Source organism: Microbacterium sp. B19 (assembly GCF_000333395.1).
GTDB lineage: Bacteria > Actinomycetota > Actinomycetes > Actinomycetales > Microbacteriaceae > Microbacterium.
In genome coordinates this window covers 1-20,109 of record NZ_BADA01000466.1, presented here as the reverse complement: position 1 = coordinate 20,109, position 20,109 = coordinate 1, and the positions used below count along the sequence as shown (strand labels likewise).

General features: G+C 68.8%; 20 protein-coding genes and 1 tRNA gene. 10 read left to right on the top strand and 11 right to left on the bottom strand.

Annotation, left to right across the window (positions count from 1 at the left end; all coding sequences use genetic code 11):
- The 3 genes from I5G_RS23075 to I5G_RS16470 form a co-directional block, all read right to left on the bottom strand.
- Window positions 1–122: MscL family protein (locus I5G_RS23075; protein ID WP_036328895.1), on the bottom strand; the 122-nt coding region annotated here is incomplete at its 3' end.
- A gap of 44 nt (window positions 123–166) precedes the next feature.
- Window positions 167–445: an FmdB family zinc ribbon protein gene (locus I5G_RS16475; protein WP_022880045.1), complete on the bottom strand. Its 279-nt coding sequence runs from the start codon at window positions 443–445 to the stop codon at window positions 167–169.
- A gap of 17 nt (window positions 446–462) precedes the next feature.
- Complete coding sequence (locus tag I5G_RS16470; protein WP_022880044.1) at window positions 463–1,059, bottom strand: 5-formyltetrahydrofolate cyclo-ligase; 597 nt, start codon at window positions 1,057–1,059, stop codon at window positions 463–465.
- 66 nt (window positions 1,060–1,125) lie between these two features.
- On the opposite strand from I5G_RS16470, the gene galU reads away from it, so the two are divergent.
- From galU to I5G_RS16450, 4 genes are all read left to right on the top strand, one after another.
- Window positions 1,126–2,016, top strand: a complete 891-nt coding sequence (gene galU / locus I5G_RS16465) for a UTP--glucose-1-phosphate uridylyltransferase GalU (protein WP_026096015.1) — start codon at window positions 1,126–1,128, stop codon at window positions 2,014–2,016.
- Window positions 2,017–2,030: 14 nt separating this feature from the next.
- Window positions 2,031–2,654 (top strand): GNAT family N-acetyltransferase, encoded by a 624-nt coding sequence (locus I5G_RS16460; protein WP_022880042.1) that lies wholly within the window; start codon window positions 2,031–2,033, stop codon window positions 2,652–2,654.
- A gap of 167 nt (window positions 2,655–2,821) precedes the next feature.
- The gene (locus I5G_RS16455; RefSeq protein ID WP_026096014.1) at window positions 2,822–3,868 is read left to right on the top strand and encodes a hypothetical protein; all 1,047 of its coding nucleotides are present in this window, start codon (window positions 2,822–2,824) and stop codon (window positions 3,866–3,868) included.
- Between the two features lie 224 nt (window positions 3,869–4,092).
- Window positions 4,093–4,168: transfer RNA gene (locus I5G_RS16450), tRNA-Ala, on the top strand.
- Between the two features lie 63 nt (window positions 4,169–4,231).
- Here the strand turns inward: I5G_RS16450 and I5G_RS16445 are convergent.
- From I5G_RS16445 to I5G_RS16425, 5 genes are all read right to left on the bottom strand, one after another.
- On the bottom strand, window positions 4,232–4,606 hold the full coding sequence (locus I5G_RS16445; RefSeq protein ID WP_022880040.1) for a hypothetical protein: 375 nt from the start codon (window positions 4,604–4,606) through the stop codon (window positions 4,232–4,234).
- Window positions 4,603–5,466, bottom strand: coding sequence for an extradiol ring-cleavage dioxygenase (locus I5G_RS16440; RefSeq protein WP_022880039.1), 864 nt, complete (start codon window positions 5,464–5,466; stop codon window positions 4,603–4,605). Before I5G_RS16440 ends, I5G_RS16445 begins: the two co-directional genes overlap by 4 nt.
- 26 nt (window positions 5,467–5,492) lie before the next feature.
- Window positions 5,493–6,284 (bottom strand): citryl-CoA lyase, encoded by a 792-nt coding sequence (locus I5G_RS16435; protein ID WP_022880038.1) that lies wholly within the window; start codon window positions 6,282–6,284, stop codon window positions 5,493–5,495.
- Window positions 6,277–7,494 carry a CaiB/BaiF CoA-transferase family protein gene (locus I5G_RS16430; protein WP_026096013.1) on the bottom strand — a complete coding sequence of 406 codons (1,218 nt, stop codon included), beginning with the start codon at window positions 7,492–7,494 and terminating at the stop codon, window positions 6,277–6,279. Before I5G_RS16430 ends, I5G_RS16435 begins: the two co-directional genes overlap by 8 nt.
- A 153-nt stretch (window positions 7,495–7,647) precedes the next feature.
- Window positions 7,648–8,466, bottom strand: a complete 819-nt coding sequence (locus tag I5G_RS16425; protein ID WP_022880036.1) for an IclR family transcriptional regulator C-terminal domain-containing protein — start codon at window positions 8,464–8,466, stop codon at window positions 7,648–7,650.
- A 187-nt stretch (window positions 8,467–8,653) separates the two neighbouring features.
- Between I5G_RS16425 and I5G_RS16420 the strand changes: the two genes are divergently transcribed.
- Entirely contained in the window at window positions 8,654–10,234 is a 1,581-nt protein-coding gene (locus I5G_RS16420) for a bifunctional 3-(3-hydroxy-phenyl)propionate/3-hydroxycinnamic acid hydroxylase (protein WP_022880035.1), read from the top strand.
- A 14-nt stretch (window positions 10,235–10,248) separates the two neighbouring features.
- Window positions 10,249–11,352: an alpha/beta fold hydrolase gene (locus tag I5G_RS23070; RefSeq protein ID WP_022880034.1), complete on the top strand. Its 1,104-nt coding sequence runs from the start codon at window positions 10,249–10,251 to the stop codon at window positions 11,350–11,352.
- 24 nt (window positions 11,353–11,376) lie between these two features.
- Here the strand turns inward: I5G_RS23070 and I5G_RS16410 are convergent, their stop codons facing one another.
- On the bottom strand, window positions 11,377–11,715 hold the full coding sequence (locus I5G_RS16410; protein ID WP_022880033.1) for a helix-turn-helix domain-containing protein: 339 nt from the start codon (window positions 11,713–11,715) through the stop codon (window positions 11,377–11,379).
- Between the two features lie 79 nt (window positions 11,716–11,794).
- Here I5G_RS16410 and I5G_RS16405 point away from each other — a divergent pair, with 79 nt between their 5' ends.
- The 4 genes from I5G_RS16405 to I5G_RS16390 all read left to right on the top strand — a co-directional run bounded on the left by I5G_RS16405 (window position 11,795) and on the right by I5G_RS16390 (window position 18,397).
- Entirely contained in the window at window positions 11,795–12,451 is a 657-nt protein-coding gene (locus I5G_RS16405) for an FMN-dependent NADH-azoreductase (RefSeq protein ID WP_022880032.1), read from the top strand.
- A gap of 161 nt (window positions 12,452–12,612) precedes the next feature.
- Entirely contained in the window at window positions 12,613–16,554 is a 3,942-nt protein-coding gene (locus I5G_RS16400; RefSeq protein ID WP_148286527.1) for an NACHT domain-containing NTPase, read from the top strand.
- Between the two features lie 191 nt (window positions 16,555–16,745).
- Window positions 16,746–17,468, top strand: a complete 723-nt coding sequence (locus I5G_RS16395) for a hypothetical protein (RefSeq protein ID WP_148286526.1) — start codon at window positions 16,746–16,748, stop codon at window positions 17,466–17,468.
- Window positions 17,465–18,397 (top strand): ThiF family adenylyltransferase, encoded by a 933-nt coding sequence (locus I5G_RS16390; RefSeq protein WP_022880029.1) that lies wholly within the window; start codon window positions 17,465–17,467, stop codon window positions 18,395–18,397. The genes I5G_RS16395 and I5G_RS16390 overlap by 4 nt, the downstream gene beginning before the upstream one ends.
- Before the next feature lie 84 nt (window positions 18,398–18,481).
- Here I5G_RS16390 and I5G_RS24145 read toward each other — a convergent pair whose 3' ends face one another.
- Both I5G_RS24145 and I5G_RS23060 read right to left on the bottom strand, forming a co-directional pair.
- Window positions 18,482–19,264 (bottom strand): TetR/AcrR family transcriptional regulator, encoded by a 783-nt coding sequence (locus I5G_RS24145; RefSeq protein WP_148286525.1) that lies wholly within the window; start codon window positions 19,262–19,264, stop codon window positions 18,482–18,484.
- A gap of 156 nt (window positions 19,265–19,420) precedes the next feature.
- The coding region (locus I5G_RS23060; RefSeq protein WP_148286524.1) for an ABC transporter permease at window positions 19,421–20,109 on the bottom strand (689 nt) is incomplete at its 5' end.

Genomic DNA, 20,109 nt, shown 5'->3' with positions numbered 1-20,109 from the left:
GGATTGATGATCGCGCTGACGATGGCGTTGACGACCGCGGTGAACGCGGCGCCGATGACGCCCTTGACCGCGAGGTCGATGACGTTTCCGCGGAGAATGAACTCCTTGAATCCCTTGATCATGACGAGGCTCCCCTTCCGGCCGCGTCACGCAGGATAGGCGAAGGTCAGGATGCCGGGGTGGACGCGGTCTTCGTCGACTCAGAGGACGATGATGTCGAAGAACCGGCCGAGGTTCCGGATGCCGCGCCGGACGACGCCCCATTGGATCCACGCGAATCCGTGCGGTAGAAGCCGGAGCCGTTGAAGGTCACGCCGATCGAGCCGTACTGCTTGCGCAGCTCGCCACCGCACGAGGGGCACTCGGTGAGAGCGGCGTCCGAGAAGGACTGGACCGCGTCGAAGCGGTGTCCGCACTGCTTGCAGGCATAGGCGTAGGTGGGCATTCGGTTTCCTTCGGTGATCAGGCGTGGGAGCGGTCGATGGTGACCGTGCGCGTGGGGGTGACGATGCCCGAGACGGGCTGATCGTGCACGTCGCGCGGGACGTCGTCGACGAACTCGGAATCGAAGATGACGGCGTACACGGGCGGGCACTTCTCGATGGACCCGAGGGTCTTATCGAAATAGCCGCGGCCCCAGCCGAGACGCATTCCGCCCCGGTCCACTGCCGCCGCGGGGACGACGAGCAGATCGACATCGTCGACGGCCATGGGCCCGAGCACGTCGCCGACCGGCTCGGGCAACCCGAACAGCCCCTCGGCGATCTCGGCATCCGGAGTCGCCACAGACCAGTCGAGCAGACCGTCCTCGCGCGTGATCGGGAGGAGGACCCGGATGCCACGTGCCACCGCTCCGGCGACGAACGCGTGCGTACCCGGTTCGGTCGTGGTCGACAGGAAGCAGGAGATGCTGCGGGCGCCGAGGCGTTCGACGAGGGCGTCGAGCTGCTCCTTGACGCCGGCTTCGGCGACTTCGCGCCCGTGTGCGGAGACGGTCTGGCGTCGTTCGCGCAGGTCGGCGCGGAGTGCGCGTTTCGCCTGCTCGATGCTGTCGGGCATGCCCTAAGTGTACGGGGGTGCGCAATTGGTAACAGCGCTGTCGCATGGCACCAGTAGGGTATGCGCATGCCTAACAAGCCCTTCAAGGCCGTGATCCCGGCCGCTGGACTCGGTACTCGCTTCCTCCCGGCCACCAAGGCCATGCCGAAGGAGATGCTTCCGGTCGTCGACAAGCCCGCCATCCAGTACGTCGTCGAAGAGGCCACAGGTGCCGGCATCGAAGACATCCTGATCATCATCGGGCGCAACAAGAACAACATCGCCAACCACTTCGACTCGATGCCCGAGCTCGAGACGAAGCTCCGCGAGAAGGGCGACCACGACAAGCTCGCCAAGGTCGAGCACTCGTCCGACCTCGCCGACGTGCACATGGTGCGTCAGGGCGAGCCGAAGGGCCTCGGCCACGCGGTGCTCCGCGCCCGCAGCCACGTCGGCGACCACCCGTTCGCCGTTCTTCTCGGCGACGACCTCATCGACGAGCGCGACCCGCTGCTCGAGCAGATGCTCGCCGAGTACACCAAGCGCAACGCCACGGTCATCGCCCTCATGGAGGTCGACCCCGAGCACATCCACCTCTACGGTGTCGCCGCGGTCGAGCCGACCGAGGACGACGGCGTCGTCAAGGTCACCCAGCTCGTCGAGAAGCCCAAGGCCGAGGATGCTCCGTCGAACCTCGCCATCATCGGTCGTTACGTTCTCGGACCCGACGTGTTCGGCATCCTGGAACACACCGAGCCTGGCAAGGGCGGCGAGATCCAGCTGACCGACGCTCTCGAGGAACTCGCGAACGGTGGCGGTGACGGTGGCGGCGTGTACGGCGTCATCTTCCGCGGGCGTCGCTACGACACCGGCGACCGCGTCGACTACATCAAGGCCATCGTCCAGCTCGCCTCCGAGCGCGAAGACCTGGGTCCGGCCCTGCGTCCGTGGTTCAAGGAGTTCGCGGCGGGTCTCTGACCCGACGGGATGCCATGGATCTCTCCGTCCCACGACGGCACGGTGAGGTGTCGATCCGTCTCATCCGTAATCGCGACGCGCGCGTCCATCAGCAGGAGCTGATCGACAACCGCTCGTGGTTACGGCCGTGGGAGGCGACGAGCCCGGACGGGCCCGTCTCCTTCGACATGCGGCTCGGCATCCGCCGTCTCCTGCAGCAGTACCGCGACGGCCTCGGCGTCCCCTTCGTCATGGAGTGGAACGACGAGGTCGCCGGTCAGCTCAACGTGTGGGGTGTCTCGCGCGGCTCACTGGCATCCGCGACCATCGGATATTGGGTCGCCGAGGAGTACGCCGGCCGCAACATCACGACGATCAGCGTCGCGATGGCGACCGACGTGTGCTTCACCGAGCTCAACCTGCACCGCGTCGAGATCTGCATCCGGCCCGAGAATCACGCGAGCCTTCGCGTGGTGGAGAAGCTCGGGTTCCGGTACGAGGGACTCCGTCGCCGCTACATCCACATCGACGGCGACTGGCGCGACCACTACTCCTTCGCTCTCGTGCGCGAAGAGGTGCCGTACGGCGTGCTCGACCGGTGGGATCGGGGTCAGGTCCCGCCGGACGCGGCATCCATCCCGCCCGCCGACCGTCTGTAGGTCGTCGCTCTCCGGGTGCGGGCGTTCCGTGACGCCGAGACCGCATCGGGCTGACGAACCTGCGGCGCGCTGCCGTGGGGTTGTCGGGCGGATGCAGTCTCGCGATTCGCGGGGCGACACGCGGACGGATGCCGAGCTGTGACCTCGGCGTGACCTACCGTGGTGCCATGGGTGGACAGGTTCTCGGCGGCGGGGTGATCGTCTTCGTCGCGGTCGCGCTGTGGTTGGTGTACCTCTTGCCGTCGTGGCAGAGCCGGCACCGGTTCACGTCGGCCGAGCGCAACGCCGTACGGCTGAACCAGGCGCTGCGCGTTCTCGCTGAGACCGCCGAGACGCCGCGGGAAGTCCACCTCGAACTCACGGCGCGCACCGCGCACCAGCAGCAGAAGATCGCGCGTCAGGTCCAGGCGCAGAAGGCGCAGGCCGACCTCGCCGAGGCGAAGGCCAGGCTCGAGGTCGCGCGTCTGGAAGCCGCCCGCGACCGCGATCTCGTCAAGGAACAGCGGGCCGCAGCCATCGAGCTCGCCCGCGCCGAGCGCGCCGCTGCGGTCGAGGTCGCCAAGGCCGAGCGAGCAGCGGCCCTCGAGAAGACGCGTGCTGAGCAGGCGGCCGCGGTCGAGCGCGCGCACGCCGAGCGTGCCGCCGCGGTCGCGCGGCCGGAGCTGCGGCGCGCCCGTGCGCGCCGGCGTTTCCGTCTGGCGACGACGGTGTTCGCGGGCCTCGGGATCGTCGCGGCGGTGGCCGGTGGCATCCAGGTGTCGTTCGGTGCGGCACCCGTTCTGCTGGTCGCCGGGGGAGTGGCGGTCGTTCTCGCTCTCGTCCTGCTGCAGCGCCTCTCGCGCGTCGCGGCACGTGCGACCGCGCGCCCCGTGACGACGGTGGTCCAGCGGGCTGCGGTCGAGGTGCAGGACTTCGGCGCGGCCGCACCCGCTCCACGGCCGACGTGGACGCCGCGCGAGCTGCCGCGTCCGCTCGTCGCTTCGGCGGGTTCGCGTGCCGCGGCGACCGTGGACGAGCAGCTCGCCCGTGAGGCGCTGCGCGCAGCCGCCCGCGAACAGGTGGCGCGCGAGATCGCCGCCGCTCAGGCGCCGACGTCGATCGACGTCGCACGTCCGGCCGCCGTCTCGCCGTACGCCTCCATGGGCTACGTCGACGACGCCGAGATCGAAGACCACGTGCGTCAACTCCTCGAGCGTCGCGCGTCGGGTCAGTAGCGGCGCGTCCGCCTGGGTCGCGCCAATCCGCACGACCGAAGCGTCACGCGCGCCGATTGCCGCGACCGAGCGCGGGCGTGCGCCGCCCGTCGATCCTCGGTGGCGCCAAAAGTTCGCGCGGTGGCTTCACGTCGTGCAATGTTGCGCGACGGAACGCGGCACGCCCGGGAGGTCGGCCGGGTCGGTCGGGGTGAGGGGCGCGTGATAGTGTTGTCGAGTTGTCCGGGCCTGTGGCGCAGTTGGTAGCGCGCCTCGTTCGCATCGAGGAGGTCAGGGGTTCGAATCCCCTCAGGTCCACCAACCGCACAGCGGCGCCTCTCCCATTGGAGGGGCGCCGTTGAGGTTTTCGGAGATCGCCGCGCCTCAGAGCGCGACGGTGGGGTAGTCCTTCCCCAGCCAGTGCGACAGCTTCGACGCGTACTCGCGCTGGAACGACAGGGGGCCGCTCTGCGCGATGTAGTCGTCGTCGTAGATGGCGATGAAGATCGTCAGGGTGAGGAAGAAGTGCGCCCCCATCTCGAACAGCGCGACATAGTCGTGCTCGATCAGGGCGGTGCGCTCCTGGTCGGTGAATTCGAGCCAGCTGGTGGTCTCGACGCTGTTGTGGGTGCCGAGACGTCGCCCGTACTCCTCCTCCCATCGTTGGACGAGGGCGGCCGGATCGGCTTTGTACGCCGCGAGGAGGTGCGGGTCTCCATCCACCTGGTAGAGGAACTTGTTGACGTAGTACCTGCTCATCGGGGGTCTCCTTCCGGGTACCAGGTCATGTACATCTCGCGGGTGTGGAACAGGTCGAGATCGTCGACGTAGGAGGCGTCGATGGGGCCGGCGATGCCGAGCATGAGGATCAGGTCCATGAATCCGTGCGTGGCGTTGCCCGCGTTCGTCATGCTCTCGTGAGTGACGTTCTCGAGGATGGCGTCGATGTCGCCCGTCGCCAGCCACTCGATCGCCTGTGTGTCGAAGGCCGGGTCGGGTCCGGTCTCGCCGAACATCCTCGGGCCCCCGAGCTCGAGCGAGAGATGGCCGCTGCCGACCGCAGCGATCTTCTTGTCGGACGGGTACTCATCGATGATCGACCGGATCGCGCGGCCGAGGTCGTAGAACCTCTTCGGGCTCGGGAGGGGTGGCGCGAAGATGTTGGTGTAGATCGGCACCACGGGAAGATCCGCCTGCGGGCGGGTGGTGATGATCGGGCAGATGATCGAGTGGTCGATCTTGAGTTCGTGGCTGATGGAGAAGTCGAATCCTCGATCCAGGAGGCCCTGGAACATGAATCCCGAGAGATCCTCGTGCCCTTCGAGGACATATCTCGGGATGCCGAACTCTCGCTCTTCGTTGTAGAAGGTGGCGTCGTACCGGGGTTGCTTGCCGATGAGGAACGTGGGGTAGTTGTCGGCGAAGAACTGGTGGAAGTGATCGGCACCCACCATGACGAGGATGTCCGGCTCGGCTGCCGTCAGCGTCTCGCGGTAGGACTCGACCTTGCGCTTCCACTCCACGGCTTGCGGGATGCGCTGCTCGGGCGGGGTGAGCTCGGTGGCCTTCAAGAAGAACGGATGGTGTGTCGTCGCGAGGACTGCGGAGAGGTGCGCCATTGAAATCTCCTGTCGTGGGGTTCGGGTCAGAGGTCGGCGCGGGGCGCGACGAAGCGCGCGTTCCGGTCGACGGAGTGGTAGACGTCGGGGCCGATGGGCGATCGCTGCTCTTCCGCGATCTGTCCCACCAGGCCGGCCGTGCGAGCGAGAAGGGAGAAGCCGCGCAGCATCGAGACCGGAAGACGAAGATCAGCGAGAGCGGCTCCCGCGATGCCCGCGCCGTTGAGCGGCAGGGTGCGTCCGAGGATCTCCGGATGCACGCGACCGAACGCTTCGAACAGTCGCATGTGCGGCCCCCGCACACCCTCCTCCGTCGCGATGCGGATCATCGCGGGGACGCGGGGATCGCCGGACTTGTGGACCGGGTGGCCGAGGCCCGGCACGAACTTTCCGGAGCCCTTCACCTCGGTGAGAACCGAGCGGGCCGTGTCGTCCCACTCCTCGTCGGTCCAGGTGCTGGTGTCACCGAGACGCTCGACGATGCGGTGGAGGAACGTGCCGGTGTCCTCGGTCACTCCCAGGAACCGCGATCCGCCACCGAGCAGGCCCGCGGCCACGGCGCCCTGGATGGAGTCCGGCGCACTGTAGTAGGTCAGGCGTGCGGCGATCGCGGTGGGGGTGAAGCCGTGGTCGGCGAGGGAGACGAGGACGGCTTCGAACAGTCGCACTTCGCCCGCGGAGGGGCGTCGCTGTGCCACCATCCAGAAGGCGAGTTCGCCGAACCCGACCTTGCCCATGAGATCGTCGGCGACGTCGAGTCCCATGAGCGTGATGCTGTCGGCATCCGAGGTCCCGAGAGACGTCTCGTATTCACTCATTGCTGTCCTCCGGAGTGTTCAGCCAGGCGCGGATCTCGTCGTTGTCGGCGCCGAGCGGCGGTGCGGGGGAGACGTACCGCGGCGGAGTGAGCGAGAAGCTGATCGCGTTCCGGATCATGGGGATGGCGGCATCCCCTTGGCCGACGTGGACGACCGGATCCAGCCCCAGCCGTTCCGCGAGGGCCACGCCGCCGTCGATGGTGTTGATCGGTCCGCACGCGACGCCCGCGTCGGTGAGGATGTCGAACCATTCGGCGATGGTCCGCGTTGACAGTGCCTCCACGAGGAGCGGGCGGAGCTCGTCGCGGTGATGGTTGCGATCCTCCGTCGTGCGGAATCGCGGGTCGTCGGCGAGCGCGGAAACGCCGAGCGCCGACGCGAGCTTCCGGAACTGCGCATCGTTGGCGGCGACGATGACGATCTCCCCGTCGGACGCGGGCAGCGGCTCGTACGGAAACAGGCTGGGGTGGGCATTGCCCATCCGGAAGGGAATTCGACCGCCGGCCACGTAGGTGGAACTGTGATTGGCCATCGCCGCAAGAGCGGTGGAAAGCAGATTCACTTCGATGTGCTGGCCGAGACCGGTGGCGTTGCGGTGATTCAGCGCGGCGAGGACACCGATCGTCGCCTGCATGCCCGTCATGATGTCGAACACGGACACGCCGCTGCGGTACGCCTGGCCCTCCGGGTCGCCGGTGAGGCTCATCAATCCGGAGGCGGCCTGGACGACCAGGTCGTAGCCCGGCAGGGAAGCCCCGCCGGCGGATCCGAACCCGCTGATCGACGCGTAGAGGACTGCGGGGTTCGTCCGACTGACGGAGTCGTAGTCGAGGCCGAACTTCCGCAGCCCGCCCGGCTTGAAGTTCTCAATGACGATGTCGGCGCGGCGGGCGAGTTCCTGGGCCAGTTCCCGGTCTTCCTCGTCGCCGAAGTCCAACACCACGTCGCGCTTGTTCCGATTGATACCGAGGTAGTACGTGGACACCCCGTCGCGCTCGGGCGGCGCCCATCCCCGGGTCTCGTCTCCGCTGGGAGCCTCGACCTTGATGACGGTCGCGCCGAGGTCCGCCATGATCTGGGTGGAGAAGGGGCCCGCGAGCACCCGGGAGAAGTCCGCCACGAGGAGACCGGAGAGGGGACCGGGTGGGCCGGTCGGCCGACCGTCGAGGTCGACGGCTTCGAGGACCGTACGGGTCGAGGATTCAGACATCGTCATCCGATCGCATTTAGCGGACATTCGTCCGTCAAGCGGACATGCCCATTGAATCCGACGACCGTGGCAACGTCAAGCGAACGCCGCACACGGCTTCTGGAGCGCTCGAGCCCTGTGTGCTCGGGGCGCGTCGGACCCCTGACCGTTCGGTCAGAGAACTCGCTGTGTCATGTCGGATGCCGACTCGTAAGGACGCGCCTCGAGGCGTGCCCAATCCCCGGAGATCGCCGACGCCGCCTTCAAGAGTGCCGGGAGGTGTCGAGACGTCAGTTCCTCGACGCTGGTCTCGGCCGCGTGGACGGTGACGTTGACGGCGGCCTTCACGACGCCGTGGCCGTCCCGGACGGGTGCGGCGATCGAGCGCACGCCCGGTGCCAGCTCCTCGTCCGCGAGCGCCCACCCCTGGGCGCGAACGCGGCTCAACTCCCGCTCCACTTCCGCGCGATCACGGGTGGCGATCACGACGTTCGAGTGGCTCGGGGTGGCGAGCGTCTCGGTCAGGGCTGCCTGATCCAGAGCGGCGAGGAGCACCTTGCCCTGAGAGGTGACCACGGCGGGGAACCGGGTGCCGATCTCGACCCGCAGGGCGATGATCTTGGGGACCGCGACGCGTGCCGTGTACACGATGTCCGACCCGCTGAGCTGTGCCATCGACGACGACTCGTTCGTGTGCCGGACGAGCTCCTCCAGGTGGGGGCGGGCGGCATCCCATAACCCCAGGGAACTGACGTACGCGTAACCCAGATCGAGGACTCGCGGGGTCAGTTCGAACTCCGATCCGCGCTGACGAACGAAGCCGAGCTCCGTCAGCGTCAGCAGGAGGCGGCGAGCGGTGGGGCGCGCGAGTCCGGTCGCTCCCGCGACGTCGGCCAGGCTCATGCGTGGCTGTCGCTCGGAGAATGCCGCGAGAACGTCCAACCCTCGGGCGAGTGCTTCGACGAAATCGGACGATTCTCCGCGACCGGCCATTTTGAGCTCCCTCGCCGTCTACCCGTGATCTACCGATGTTCGCACACTCGGCCCGCTGGGGTCGGAGTCGGGTTGACAGGGTGCGCAATCCGCTCCACAATCGACGCAGACCGCACAGCGGACATATGTCCGTTTGCGAAGCAGGACGGTGACGAACCGTCAACCTCAAAGTGGAGGGCACATACCCGTGAGCGACAACGAAGCAATTCACTCCCGCGCCGACGTCGACGTCATCGTCGTCGGCTACGGACCGGTGGGGCAGATGGCATCCGTCCTGCTGGGTCAGGCGGGCCATACGGTCGTGGCGGTCGAGCGTCACGCGCAGATGTACGGTCTGTCGCGCGCCGGCCACATCGACGACGAGATCATGCGGCTGCTGGACCGCGTCGGCGCCGGTGAGGAGTTCCGTGAGGATGCCGTGGAGTGGGAGCTCTACGACATGCGCAACAAGGCCTTCGGCGGCGATCTGCTGATGAGCTTCGACTGGTCGGTCATCGGACCCCACGGCTACCGCTCGCACTGGATCTTCTACCAGAACAACCTCGAGCTCGCCCTCAACCGGCAGGTGGAGAGAACCGGCAAAGTCGAGGTGAACTTCAGCACCGAGCTGGTGCGGTTCGACCAGGATGCCGACGGTGTCACCGCGTACGTGCGCGACCGGCAGAGCGGCGAGGAGCGCGTGGTGCGCGCGAAGTACATGCTCGCGGCCGACGGGGCGAACAGCTTCGTGCGGCGCTCGCTCGGCATCGAGGCGAAGGAAGGGCATGTCGGCCCCAACCAGCTCGTCATCGACACCCTGCAGAAGCGCGATCTCGCGTTCGAGTTCGACAACGGCCAGTTCGCGGATCCGGAGCGTCCCGGATGCCTCTTCCAGCTCGGCAAGCACCACCGTCGGTGGGAGTTCACGCTCGCCGAGGACGAGGATCCCGGTGACTACACGATCGACACCGTCTGGGAGCTGCTCAAGCCCTGGGTCGGGCCCGAGGACGTCGAGGTGCTGCGCTGGCCGATCTACCGATTCCGCGAGTCGATGACCCAGGAGTGGCGCCGGGACCGCATCTTCCTCATCGGCGACGCCGCCCACACGCTCTGGCCGTTCGCCGGGGAGGGGATGTGCAACGGTCTGCGCGACGCCGCCGCCATCACGTGGCGTCTCGACCTCGTCCTCCGGGGGATCGCGTCGCCGCAGGTCCTCGACAGCTACCAGGACGACCGGCAGCCGAACATGCAGGGGTGGATCGACTACTCCCGCGAGATCGGCCTGCCCTGCATCATCATGGACGAGGATGCCGCTGCCGGGCGCGACCAGTTCCTCTTCGCCGTGCAGCAGGATCCGTCGCTGATGCCTCCGGCGACCGTTCCTCCGGGCCCGACGGCGTTCTCCCGCGCGGACGACCCCACGGCGGGTCTCACGGCGGTTCAGGGCCGGGTCCGCGCGGGTGGGGAGGTGGGGCTCCTGGACGACGTCGCCGGCCGGGGGTTCCAGCTGATCGTCACCTCGCAGGAGGTCGTCGACGCGCTCACGGAGCGGGAACGCGCCGGGTTGGACCGCATCGGTGCGAGCATCATCGTGATTGGTGAGCCCGGGTCCGGCTCGCCGTTCGAGGACGTCGACGGGACGTACCGCGACTGGTTCGAGTCGCTGGGGCGCGTGGCCGTCGTCGCTCGTCCGGACTACTACCTGTATGGTTCGGCGATCGACGCCGACGACGTCCATGGCCTGGTCGGCTCGCTCAGCGACGCGCTCGGCGTCAACGTTCCCGCGTAAGGAGATTCCCCGACATGTCGGAGCAGGATGCCACTCCACCCTGGAAGGCCGAGGCGGAGGCGCACAAGCGCGCCATGCCCCTTCAGCGCCTCACCGGCAACGGAATGGACTACGCCGATGTCGTCGAGCTCTACCGGCTCGTTGACGACGGCACGCCCTGGTCTGACGCCGCGGAGCGGCTCGGTGACATCAACCGCGCCCGCGCGGAGGACGCCGTCGGCGCCGGACACCGGGCGACCGCGATCAGCTGGTATCGGGCTGCCGCGGCCTGCTACCGCGTGGGGCAGGTGCCGCTCCCCGACGACGCCGAGCAGAAACGGCGCATGTACCGGAAGCTCATCGACGACTACGGCGCGGCGGGCGTGCTCGAGGATCCGCCCGTCGAGCACGTGGAGATCCCCTGGGGGAGCGGAGCCCTCTGCGGCTGGCTCCTGCGCCCCCGGGGAGTGCCGGCCCCGGCGACCGTCATCATTATGGGCGGGTTCGACGGGTGGCGCGAGGAGTACCACGTGGGTGCGACCTACCTCCGCGATCGCGGGATCGCCGCGCTTCTCGTCGACGGCCCCGGCCAGGGCGAGACGCGGCTGTTCCAGGGGATCACGATGGACCACGACGTCGACGCGGCGTTCTCGGTGATCATCGACTACCTCATCGCCGACGGCCGCGTGGGGAGCACCGTCGCCATCTGGGGGAACAGCATGGGAGGGTTTCTCGCCGCGCTCGTCGCCAGCCGCGACCCTCGGGTGGCTGCGTGCGTCGTCAACGGAGGGACGAACCGCCCGGCCGAGATCCTGGACCGATTCCACCGGTTCACCGCCAAGATCCAACCCCTCCTGGGGATCGACGACCCCGAGGCGGCCACCGCCGCGATGAACGAATACGTCCTGACCCCCGAGGATCTCCAGCACCTCACGAGTCCGCTGCTCATGCTGCACGGCACCCCCGACCGGGTGTTCCTCGTCGAGAACGCCCGCGCGCTGTTCGACGCGGCGGGCGCCGAGGACAAGACCTTCCTCGAGTGGCCCGACGGTGACCACTGCATCTACAACCATTCGCACGAGAAGCACGTGCGGGTCGCCGACTGGCTCGCCGACCGCCTCGCACCGGGCGCTCACTGAGCGTCGCGGCACGTCGTCTGGGCGTCAGCGCACAGGCATCAGGTTCTCGCGCGCCCACGCGCCGAGCTGATCCAGCACGGGCAGCAGCTGCCGCCCCGCGTCGGTGAGCTCGTACGACACCGAGACGGGCGGGCCCGGCTCGACGCGACGCTCGGCGAGACCCGCCGCGGCGAGCTCCGCCAGGCGGTCGGAGAGCACCGCGTCGCTTATGCCGGTGACCGCTCGGCGGAGGCCGACGAACGTCGTGGCTCCCGCGCCGAGCGAGGACAGGATCATGCCGTTCCAGCGCTTACCGAGCACCGAGAAGGCGAGCGTGACGGCGGCGTCGCAGGGGCCGTGCTCGGCATCCGAAATCTCGGGCATGGCTCCATCGTACGCGTGCTACAGTCTCGCTAGTCGCTCACTTTTTCATAGTGACTATCCATTTCGTGATTGGAGCCCCATGTCCCTGTTCCGCCTGGATGCCAGCATCCTGCCCGCATCGAGCGCGAGCCGGTCGCTCGCCGACCTCGTCGAGCAGGAGTGGGCCGCGGCCCACCCCGACTCGGTCATCACCCGACGCGATCTCGCCGTCGACCCCGTCCCGGCGACGGCGTGGGCGGATGCCGTGACGGGCAAGTTCGTCGCCCCGGAGGAGCGCACCGAGGGCCAGCGCGCGGCGGAGGCGCTCGCGCAGACCTTCGCCGACGAGCTCATCGGAGCGGACGCTCTGCTGTTCGCCGTGCCGCTCTACAACTACGGCGTCTCGCAGCACTTCAAGACGTGGTTCGACCTCGCCTACACCGACCCGCGCATCGATCCCCAGGGCACCGCCCTCCGCGGGAAGCCCGCCACGCTCGTCACCGTCCTCGGTGGCAACTACGCCCCCGGAACGCCGAAGGAGGGCTGGGACCACTCGACCGGCTGGCTCCGCCGCGTGCTCGAGGACGTGTGGGGACTCGACCTGCGCGTCGTGGAGCGTCCCTTCACGCTGGTCGGTGTGAACCCGGCGCTCGATGCGTTCGCCGACACCGCGCTCGCGCTGAAGATCAAGGCCGAGGGCGACGCCGTGTCGTACGGCCGCGAACTGGCCGCGGCGAAGTCCGGCTCCGCCGAGTGAGAGCACGCCGAGTGACCGGGACAGGTCCGGTCACTCGGTGCCGCCTCCGCCCCGTCCCCGGGCAGCACCCGCCGACGCGAAAGCAGTCCGCACGAGAAAACGCGGGACTGGCCAGAATGTGTGCATGACACCGTCGCTCCTCGTCTCGGCATCCTGGCTCCGTGGATAAGGCGGAAGCGGTGGCCTCGGGCCCCGCGTTGATCCATTTCGCCGTGCACTACGCGGAGTCTGCCGACTTCCCGCTGGAGGAGCTGTTCTTCCAAGTGCCCGAGGTCGCCGACCTGTTCGCGTCGACGGATATCTCGCCGCACACGGCGGAGGCCTGGAGCCGTGACCCGTTCACTCTGCTCAAGAGATTCCGCGACGAGTTGGAGCGCGCGGAGCGCGAATCGCCGTCGAACTCGAACCCCTCGAAGTACCGGCGGCTCAGTTCGCGAGAAACGGCGATCATCGTCGCGCGGTTCCTCACGTACGAGGTGCCCGCCGCCGCCGCCGATGCGAAGTCGAGAGATCGACTCGCCGCGCGACAGCAGCAGATGATGGAGCTGCCGGACCGCGAGACTCCGGGGATCCGCCGCTTCGGCCTCGGCCGTCCCCGTGCGGGGAAGGGGGAGTTCTGGCGCGATTTCGAGGCCGAGCTGCACGCGTACATCCTCGAGACGCAGCGCGCGGCCCGGGCCGCGGCGCTCACCGCTCTCCCCGAGGCTACGCAGCAGGTCCTGCGGTACGGGGAGAGATACGCGGACGACCTCGGTCGACGTCTCGTGGGCGATCTCGCCGGCACGCTCGAGCCGAGGGACCTCTACATCGAGAGGGAATGCGAGACAGAGCTCGTCGAGCTGATGCGGGGCGCCCCCCACCGGCTCGTCGCTCTCTCGGGGAAGGCCGGAACGGGAAAATCGAGCGTCCTGTGGAGCCTCCGCCGCAAACTCGCCGACGCGGGGCTGACGCCGCTGCTGATCTCGGCGACGTGGATGACACCCGGCGGAGCCGATCGGCTGCTCGAGGTCGAGGATGTCGTACGACATGCGCTGCAGCTCCGTGGCGCGAACATGACGCCGGTCGTGTTGCTGGACACCGCCGATCTGCTGCTGCATACCGAGGGCCTCATCTACCGGACCACCGATCTCCTCCAGCAACTCTCCGATCTCCGGATCCGGGCAATCCTCACGGTTCGGCCGAGAGAGCGGGAGCAGCTCCGCGGTGTCTTCGAACGGGAACTCGGCGACTACACGGCGCCCGAACTCGACACCGCGGTCCGAGTGCTGATGCGGCGGTACTTCCCGAAGCTGTCCATCGAGATCGGGCGGGATCTCGTTCGCCGGGTGGAGACGCGCGGGCTTCCGATGACGGCGGTGCTGCGCTCGCCGATCCAGCTCCGCATGCTCTTCGACACCAGCGGTGGGCGGTTCCCGGGCGTGGACTACGACGTCACCGCGCTGTACGAGCGGTACTGGGCCACCCGCATCGTCCGTGACGACCGCGGGGGTCGCGTGCCGATTGCGCAGGACCTGAGCCCCACGGCCGGCCGGCTCGGAATCCTGATGGTCGCGGACGCGACACCGATCGTGCGTGACCGACGGGTCTCGGTGATGCTGGATGCCGTCTCCTATCCCGCCCCGCTCCGGGACGGGGCCGCGGGAATGGACGATCTCGCGCGTCGCGGGGTGCTCCGGCGGGGTGAGGAGACGTGGGAGTTCGCTCACCAGACACTCTTCGAGTTCATCGCCGCCCGCGCTCTGGTGACCCGGAACACGGATGCCGCGGCATCCCTGCTCCTCGCGCATGTTCTCGCCCATCCGTACGACCTGTTCACGGCCGCGGTCCTCGAACAGGTCGTCATCCTGTTGGCGCGCGAGGAGGCGACCCGGCCGGCAGCTCGCGCGATCACGGGAACGCTGATCGGACAGCCGCACGCCTCGCTCCGTCCTATCGGGGCGGTCGGATGGTTGCACGTCCCCGGAATGGAGATCCCGGACGCGCGATCGATCGACCAGGAGACCGCTCGCCGACTCCTGGGGCACCTTCCACAGGTGGAGGCGATCGATGCCGACCACGCGCTCGCGGTGCTGGGAGCCTTGTGGCGGGACCACCGAGACGTCGCGCACCGGCAGCTCGTGGCGTGCCTCGCCATCCTCGTGCAGCGCTGGCCGGACCGGATCGGCGAGTTCGTCGTCGCGGAGCAGATCATCCCGACGCTCTTGGCGACCGAGCGCGAAAGCTACCGCCAGTCGATCTCGCTCGTCCAGCTCGCCCTCGGTGTCGCGACCTGCTATCCGGCCGCGGCGCGCGACCTCATGCTTCACCTCCTGCAGGAGCTTCCCGAGGTGACGGGGTTCCTCCGGACGATGGCGGGAATCGCGGGGCGCTGGACGGAACTGGATGGTGGGGAGGAATACGCCGCGTCCGTGGTGCGGGCCGCCGCGGCGGCGGTGCGGCGGTTCCCCTCGCGCCGCCGCGACCTCGGCGTCGCTGCCGGCGGAGTCGTCCACGCGCTCCGCCACCGCCGCCTCGCCACGGCACCGCCCGGCGCCCGCGCAGCGGACTGGGAGAGCTTCGCCGCGGATGTGTTCTCGCGGATCGGAAGCACGGCTCCCACCATCGCGGATGCCGCAGACCTCAACGCCGTGGCCCGGCATCTGATCTCCGCCGACGTTTCGGCGCGGGACCACGTCATCCGCATCCTTGACGGACTCTTCTCCCGCGAACCGGTCGATGGTCCCTTTCAGATGGTCGGATCGTTCCTCGTCGCGATCGTCGCGGAGGACGGCATCGCTCGTGCGCATCTCGTCGACCTGCTGCACGGCGTCCTCGCCGACGGGCTTCCCGCCACGGCGAAGACCGGCAGAACCCCCGCTCAGCGCTGGGCGATCACCGCGCGCGCCGCTCTGCTCGACCCGGACACCCCCGAGACGTTCGTCGCCCAGGTCGCTACGGGCCTGTTGATCGGCGCGCCGGCGCTGTGGCGAGAGCCCGCCTATCTCCTCGCCGCGGTCTTCCCCGCGGCGATCGGGGGAGACCTGCGTGCCCGCGCGCTCCTCGCTGATGTCGCTGGACGCCCGGGCGCCCTGCACCCGCCGTCCGCTCTGGATCCTTCGGTCGTCAGCGACTTCCTCCAGGCCGGGCTGACCTACGCCCACCGTTCGGTCGCCGTCGCCGAGTCGGTGGTCGCCGTCGCGGTGGCAGCCCGCCGGACCGGCATCATCGCGAGCGTCGGTACGTCCGTGCGCGGGGCGTTCGCGATCCGGCGCCGCCGTGCCGATATCGAAGCGCTGCTCGAGGCGATGCTGCACGGCCCCGACAACGACCAGAGCGCCGCCTGCGAGGCCTGGAAGAAGTTGCAGGGCAAGGGCCTGCTCACGCCGACGGTGAAGCGGATCGGCCACGCGATCGACCTCGTGCGCAATCCGGGTGCCCTGGCATCCCTCATCGAAATGCTCCCGGCCGCGGTGCGGGAGGATCTCTCGCAGGCCGAGACGGCCCTGTCGCTCATCCACCGGAAGGTGCTCGATGAGTTGCGGGGCGGGAATGGGTCGACGCTCTCCGACTCGCACCAGCGGACGGTGGATGCCGCTTTCGATTCCTACCGCGCGATCTTCGCCGCCGCGGCGACGCCGGAGGGATGGACCCACCTGTGGGACCTCGTCCTGCGCCCGTCGCTCCGCGGAACCGGCCGGGTCGACTCGGGTCGATTCCGTCAGGTCGTGGCCTACCTCCACAACCTGCTGAGCCGGTATCCGGATCATCGGCGCGCCGCGACCGACGCGTTCGTCGTCGCCGCAACGTGGGCGGGGGCGAATCTCAGTGCCACACAATCCAAGAATGTCGGCAATCTCCTTCGCAGCGTCGCGGCGCGGCTCCTGCCGGACGGCGGGGACTCCACCGTGCACCTCCTCACCGCGGCGAACGACTTCCCCCGTTTCCTGGGGAAATTCGTCGTGCGCACCGCCGTCACGTCGGGCAGTCGGTCGCACGTCCAACGGCTCCTGGCGGACGGGGCCTTCGATGCCGTCCTCGCGGCCCACGCCGTCGAGTGTCTTCGGGGTGATCGTGAAGTGGGTGCGCGCCCGATCCCCGAGCTCCTCACCGGCGTCGCCGCCTGACGCCCGAAGCGGTGCCCGGCGGCCCGATTCCGGACGCGTGACAACGGCCGCCGCGTTCTGACAACGGTCGCCGAGTCTTGACGGCGGACCTGACAACGCCCCTCACCGTCCTCTTCCGAGGGTGGGTTCCTCACCGACACCGGAACTCCCGAACCGCGCCGCGGCGAGGGGTTCCCGAGAGGAACGCCACCATGAGCACCATCACGAGAAGAGTGCCGAACTCCGCGGTCACTCCGCTGGTCCGCGCGGACGTCTTCGCCGCCCACCCGAATCGTCGCTTCGCCGTGCGGGCGCTGGGGCGCGGCCTGCACGCCGACCCCTACGGCGTCGCCGCGCTCGAACTCCGGACACGCGTCTACACGGAACAGACCCACATGCTGGACGAGAGCGACCTGATCGGCGGTCTCGACATCGACGACGACGACGATCGTTCCTTCGGGTTCCTCGCCGTGGAGAACCGGCCGGACGGGCCTCGCGCGGTGGGGTACACGCGCGTGATCGAACGTCTCGGTCGCGACCGTCGCCCGTTGCCGGCCGACGCGCTCTACGCCCTCGGTCTTGACGGGGAGGGGGTCGAGGTGTCGCGCTACATCTCCCGGGTCGGCGACGCGGACGGTCAAGCGCAGGTCCTGAGGGAGATCCTCCGCCCGACGATCACCCACATCCGGCAGCTCGGGATGGACGACCACGTCTACGCCATCGTCGAGCCGCCGCTCGCGCGCGTCCTCCGGATGATGGGCGTGGGAGTGACCGAGGTGAGCGAGCCCCGGCGCATCGAGGAGTACCGAGGAGTCAACCTCGCCATCCGACTCGACCCGATCGTGTCCGCCGCCCACCTGGGCGGACTCGCCGAGATCGACGCGCTCGACGTGTCCGAGGGCGCCATGCACTTCTGGGGCGAGGTCGGGGCATGACGGTGCCGTCCCGGGGCGGTCCTGCTGCCCCCGAGTTCCGGCGGAACCTGGGTTTCTGGCACCGGGACGAGCAGGCGCTCCTGCAGGGGGCGACCATCGCCGTCGCGGGGGCCGGGGGAGACGGCCACGACCTGGCCCTGGCTCTGGCGATGATGACCGGCGCGGCCGAGATCCGCATCGCCGACCCGGAGACCTTCGTGCCGGAGAACTCCAACCGCGTCGCCTGGGCCGACACGGGCAGCTACGGTCGGCGCAAGGTCGACGTCCTGCGCGAGAGCATCGAACGGATCCGCCCGGGCACGCGCGTGGTGGCCTACCCGGAAGGTGTGACGGTCGACAACGTCGACGCGTTCGTCCGGGGCGCCGATCTCGTCCTCGACGAGTCCGAACTGCACTACCTCCACGTGGGCACGACGCTCGCTCGTACGGCGCGGCGCTACGGCATCCCGAATCTGCTGGTGATGAACATCGGGTTCGGTGCCATTGCGACGTCGTTCGCTCCCGACAGCCCGCACACGTTCGAGCGGATGATGGGGCTCCCCGAGGGCATCTCGCTCGCGGAGGCGGCGGAGCGAACGGCGCCCTTCGATCGGTGCGTGCCGTACCTGCCCCCGTACGCGCATCTCGACACGTTCCGCGCCACGGTCGCGGGCGCGCCGCTCCCGTCCGTCGTGCAGGGCGTGAAGGCCGCGGTCAGCCTCGGCGCCACGGAGGCGTTCCTCCACCTCACGCGCCGTGGTCGCAACCATCGCCGGTCGCCCGTCTTCGCGCCGCGGTGGGCGTACCTCGATCCGATGACGATGCGCTCGGGGCACATCCGCTGGGCCCGCGCACACCACTGGGCCGGACTCGCGACGCTGGCGACGCGCTCGTTCCTGGGTGTGAATCCGCGCGCGTCCTACCGTGCCGAGGCGCCGATCGGCGGCTGACACCGCCGGCGGAAGGACGACACCCCGGATGCCACGGCATTCGGGGTGTCGTCGCTGTCGTCACGCGGGCGCAGGCGGGCGGTCTTACGCTTCGTGTGGCTCGAGGTCGACGAGGGCTTCGAGGATCCCCCAGAAACCGAGGGCGGCGGGATGCCATTCGACGAGCTTTCCGTCCAGCCCGGGCTTCTTGATGATCGTGTCCGCCAGATCGGGGTTCACGAGGCGCCGTTGCGCGAGGCCTTCCACGACCGCGGCGCCGAGCCCGGCGAGCAGCTCCGCCGAGGCTCCGGGAAGGAAAGAGAATCCGAGTCCGCTGAGGGCGGCGCCGTAGAACTCCGCGGTGCGCGCGATGAACATGTTCTCGGTCTCTTGCAAGGCTTCGACGAGACGCGAGCGGGTGTCCTCGTCGGCGAGGCTGCTCGCCGACGCGACGAGCGTCACATGCGTTCGCCACCCCACCGACTCGCTGAAGTGCTCGAAGTTCATGCGACCGGCGATGCGGACGGCCTCACGCAGAACGGCGACACGACCTTCGTGGGAGACCAGCAGGTGCTGGTTGTCCATGATGACGGCGTTGGCGGCCACCTGTGTCTCGGGGTAGAACATCGCGTCATGCGAATCGGACGATGTCGCCAGCTCCACGAGCAGGTCGGCGAAGAAGCGCTCCTTGGCGGGCCAGAGTCGGTAGAAGGTGCTGCGGGGGAGGCCCGCCGTCCGGATGAGATCCTCGATGCTCAGATGCTCCAGGCTGACGGTCAGCCCGGATTCCGCCAGCATGGACAGCGCCGTCGCCAGAGCCGCCTGCCGCGTCTCGTCGGCCGGCTGTCTGTTGGCGCGCCCGGAGGCGCCCCATCCTGGAGAACTCATTCCGCTATTCAACATCACAATCTCGATACTTGAAACTTGACATTCCAAAGGTGGACATTGCACTCGCAAGCCGCTATTTTCGCTTTCAGGCCGTTGTACCTGGGCGAATGATTTTGGGGGTCGCCCAGGTGCAACGAGCGGCTCGACCCCCGGCGTTCAGTACCGGATCGCGTCGATCACCTTCACGCGGACGGCGACCAGAGCGGGGAGCAGCCCGGCGAGCGCGCCGACGGCGGTCGCGGCGGCGAGTCCGGTGATGGCGGCGCCGACCGGGAAGGGCGGGAAATCGCTGACCATGCCCTGTCCGACGACGTCGCGGAGCCACGGCGACTGCACGATCAGAATGGATGCCATCACCCCGACGGCTCCCGCGACCACCGTCGCCACGACGCTCTCCATCATGACGGCGAAGAACACGCGGCCCGCGGTCGCTCCGAAGCTGCGCCGGATGCCGATCTCGCGGACGCGCTGCTTGACCGTCACGAGCGCGATGTTGACCAGCCCGAGGGCGCCGAGGAGCAGCACCAGCACGGCGATGCCGATCACGACGATCTTGGTGACGAGGAACGGGTCGTCACCGTAGGCGGCCCAGTCCTGACGGTAGATGCTCACCTGTGCGCCGTCACCGAGCGCGGCCGTGAGGTCGCGCGTGATGAGCGTCGTCAGCTGGTCGGCGAGTTCGGGTGGCACCCACATCTCGTACTGCGACTGCGGAGGCCCACCGTAGGCGGGGCCCGCGGCCGCGCCGGTCCCGCTGCGGCCGATCGCGGCGTCCTGCACCGCCTGCGCCTGATCCGCGAGCATGATCATCGTCGGAGAGGTCTCCCATTGCGGGAGGGGGGCCC

Coding starts and splice junctions, on each gene's coding strand:
- I5G_RS16475 (WP_022880045.1), bottom strand. CDS start 445: ATGCCCACCTACGCCTATGCCTGCAAGCAGTGCGGACACCGCTTCGAC.
- I5G_RS16470 (WP_022880044.1), bottom strand. CDS start 1,059: ATGCCCGACAGCATCGAGCAGGCGAAACGCGCACTCCGCGCCGACCTG.
- galU (WP_026096015.1), top strand. CDS start 1,126: ATGCCTAACAAGCCCTTCAAGGCCGTGATCCCGGCCGCTGGACTCGGT.
- I5G_RS16460 (WP_022880042.1), top strand. CDS start 2,031: ATGGATCTCTCCGTCCCACGACGGCACGGTGAGGTGTCGATCCGTCTC.
- I5G_RS16455 (WP_026096014.1), top strand. CDS start 2,822: ATGGGTGGACAGGTTCTCGGCGGCGGGGTGATCGTCTTCGTCGCGGTC.
- I5G_RS16445 (WP_022880040.1), bottom strand. CDS start 4,606: ATGAGCAGGTACTACGTCAACAAGTTCCTCTACCAGGTGGATGGAGAC.
- I5G_RS16440 (WP_022880039.1), bottom strand. CDS start 5,466: ATGGCGCACCTCTCCGCAGTCCTCGCGACGACACACCATCCGTTCTTC.
- I5G_RS16435 (WP_022880038.1), bottom strand. CDS start 6,284: ATGAGTGAATACGAGACGTCTCTCGGGACCTCGGATGCCGACAGCATC.
- I5G_RS16430 (WP_026096013.1), bottom strand. CDS start 7,494: ATGTCTGAATCCTCGACCCGTACGGTCCTCGAAGCCGTCGACCTCGAC.
- I5G_RS16425 (WP_022880036.1), bottom strand. CDS start 8,466: ATGGCCGGTCGCGGAGAATCGTCCGATTTCGTCGAAGCACTCGCCCGA.
- I5G_RS23070 (WP_022880034.1), top strand. CDS start 10,249: ATGTCGGAGCAGGATGCCACTCCACCCTGGAAGGCCGAGGCGGAGGCG.
- I5G_RS16410 (WP_022880033.1), bottom strand. CDS start 11,715: ATGCCCGAGATTTCGGATGCCGAGCACGGCCCCTGCGACGCCGCCGTC.
- I5G_RS16405 (WP_022880032.1), top strand. CDS start 11,795: ATGTCCCTGTTCCGCCTGGATGCCAGCATCCTGCCCGCATCGAGCGCG.
- I5G_RS16395 (WP_148286526.1), top strand. CDS start 16,746: ATGAGCACCATCACGAGAAGAGTGCCGAACTCCGCGGTCACTCCGCTG.
- I5G_RS16390 (WP_022880029.1), top strand. CDS start 17,465: ATGACGGTGCCGTCCCGGGGCGGTCCTGCTGCCCCCGAGTTCCGGCGG.
- I5G_RS24145 (WP_148286525.1), bottom strand. CDS start 19,264: ATGAGTTCTCCAGGATGGGGCGCCTCCGGGCGCGCCAACAGACAGCCG.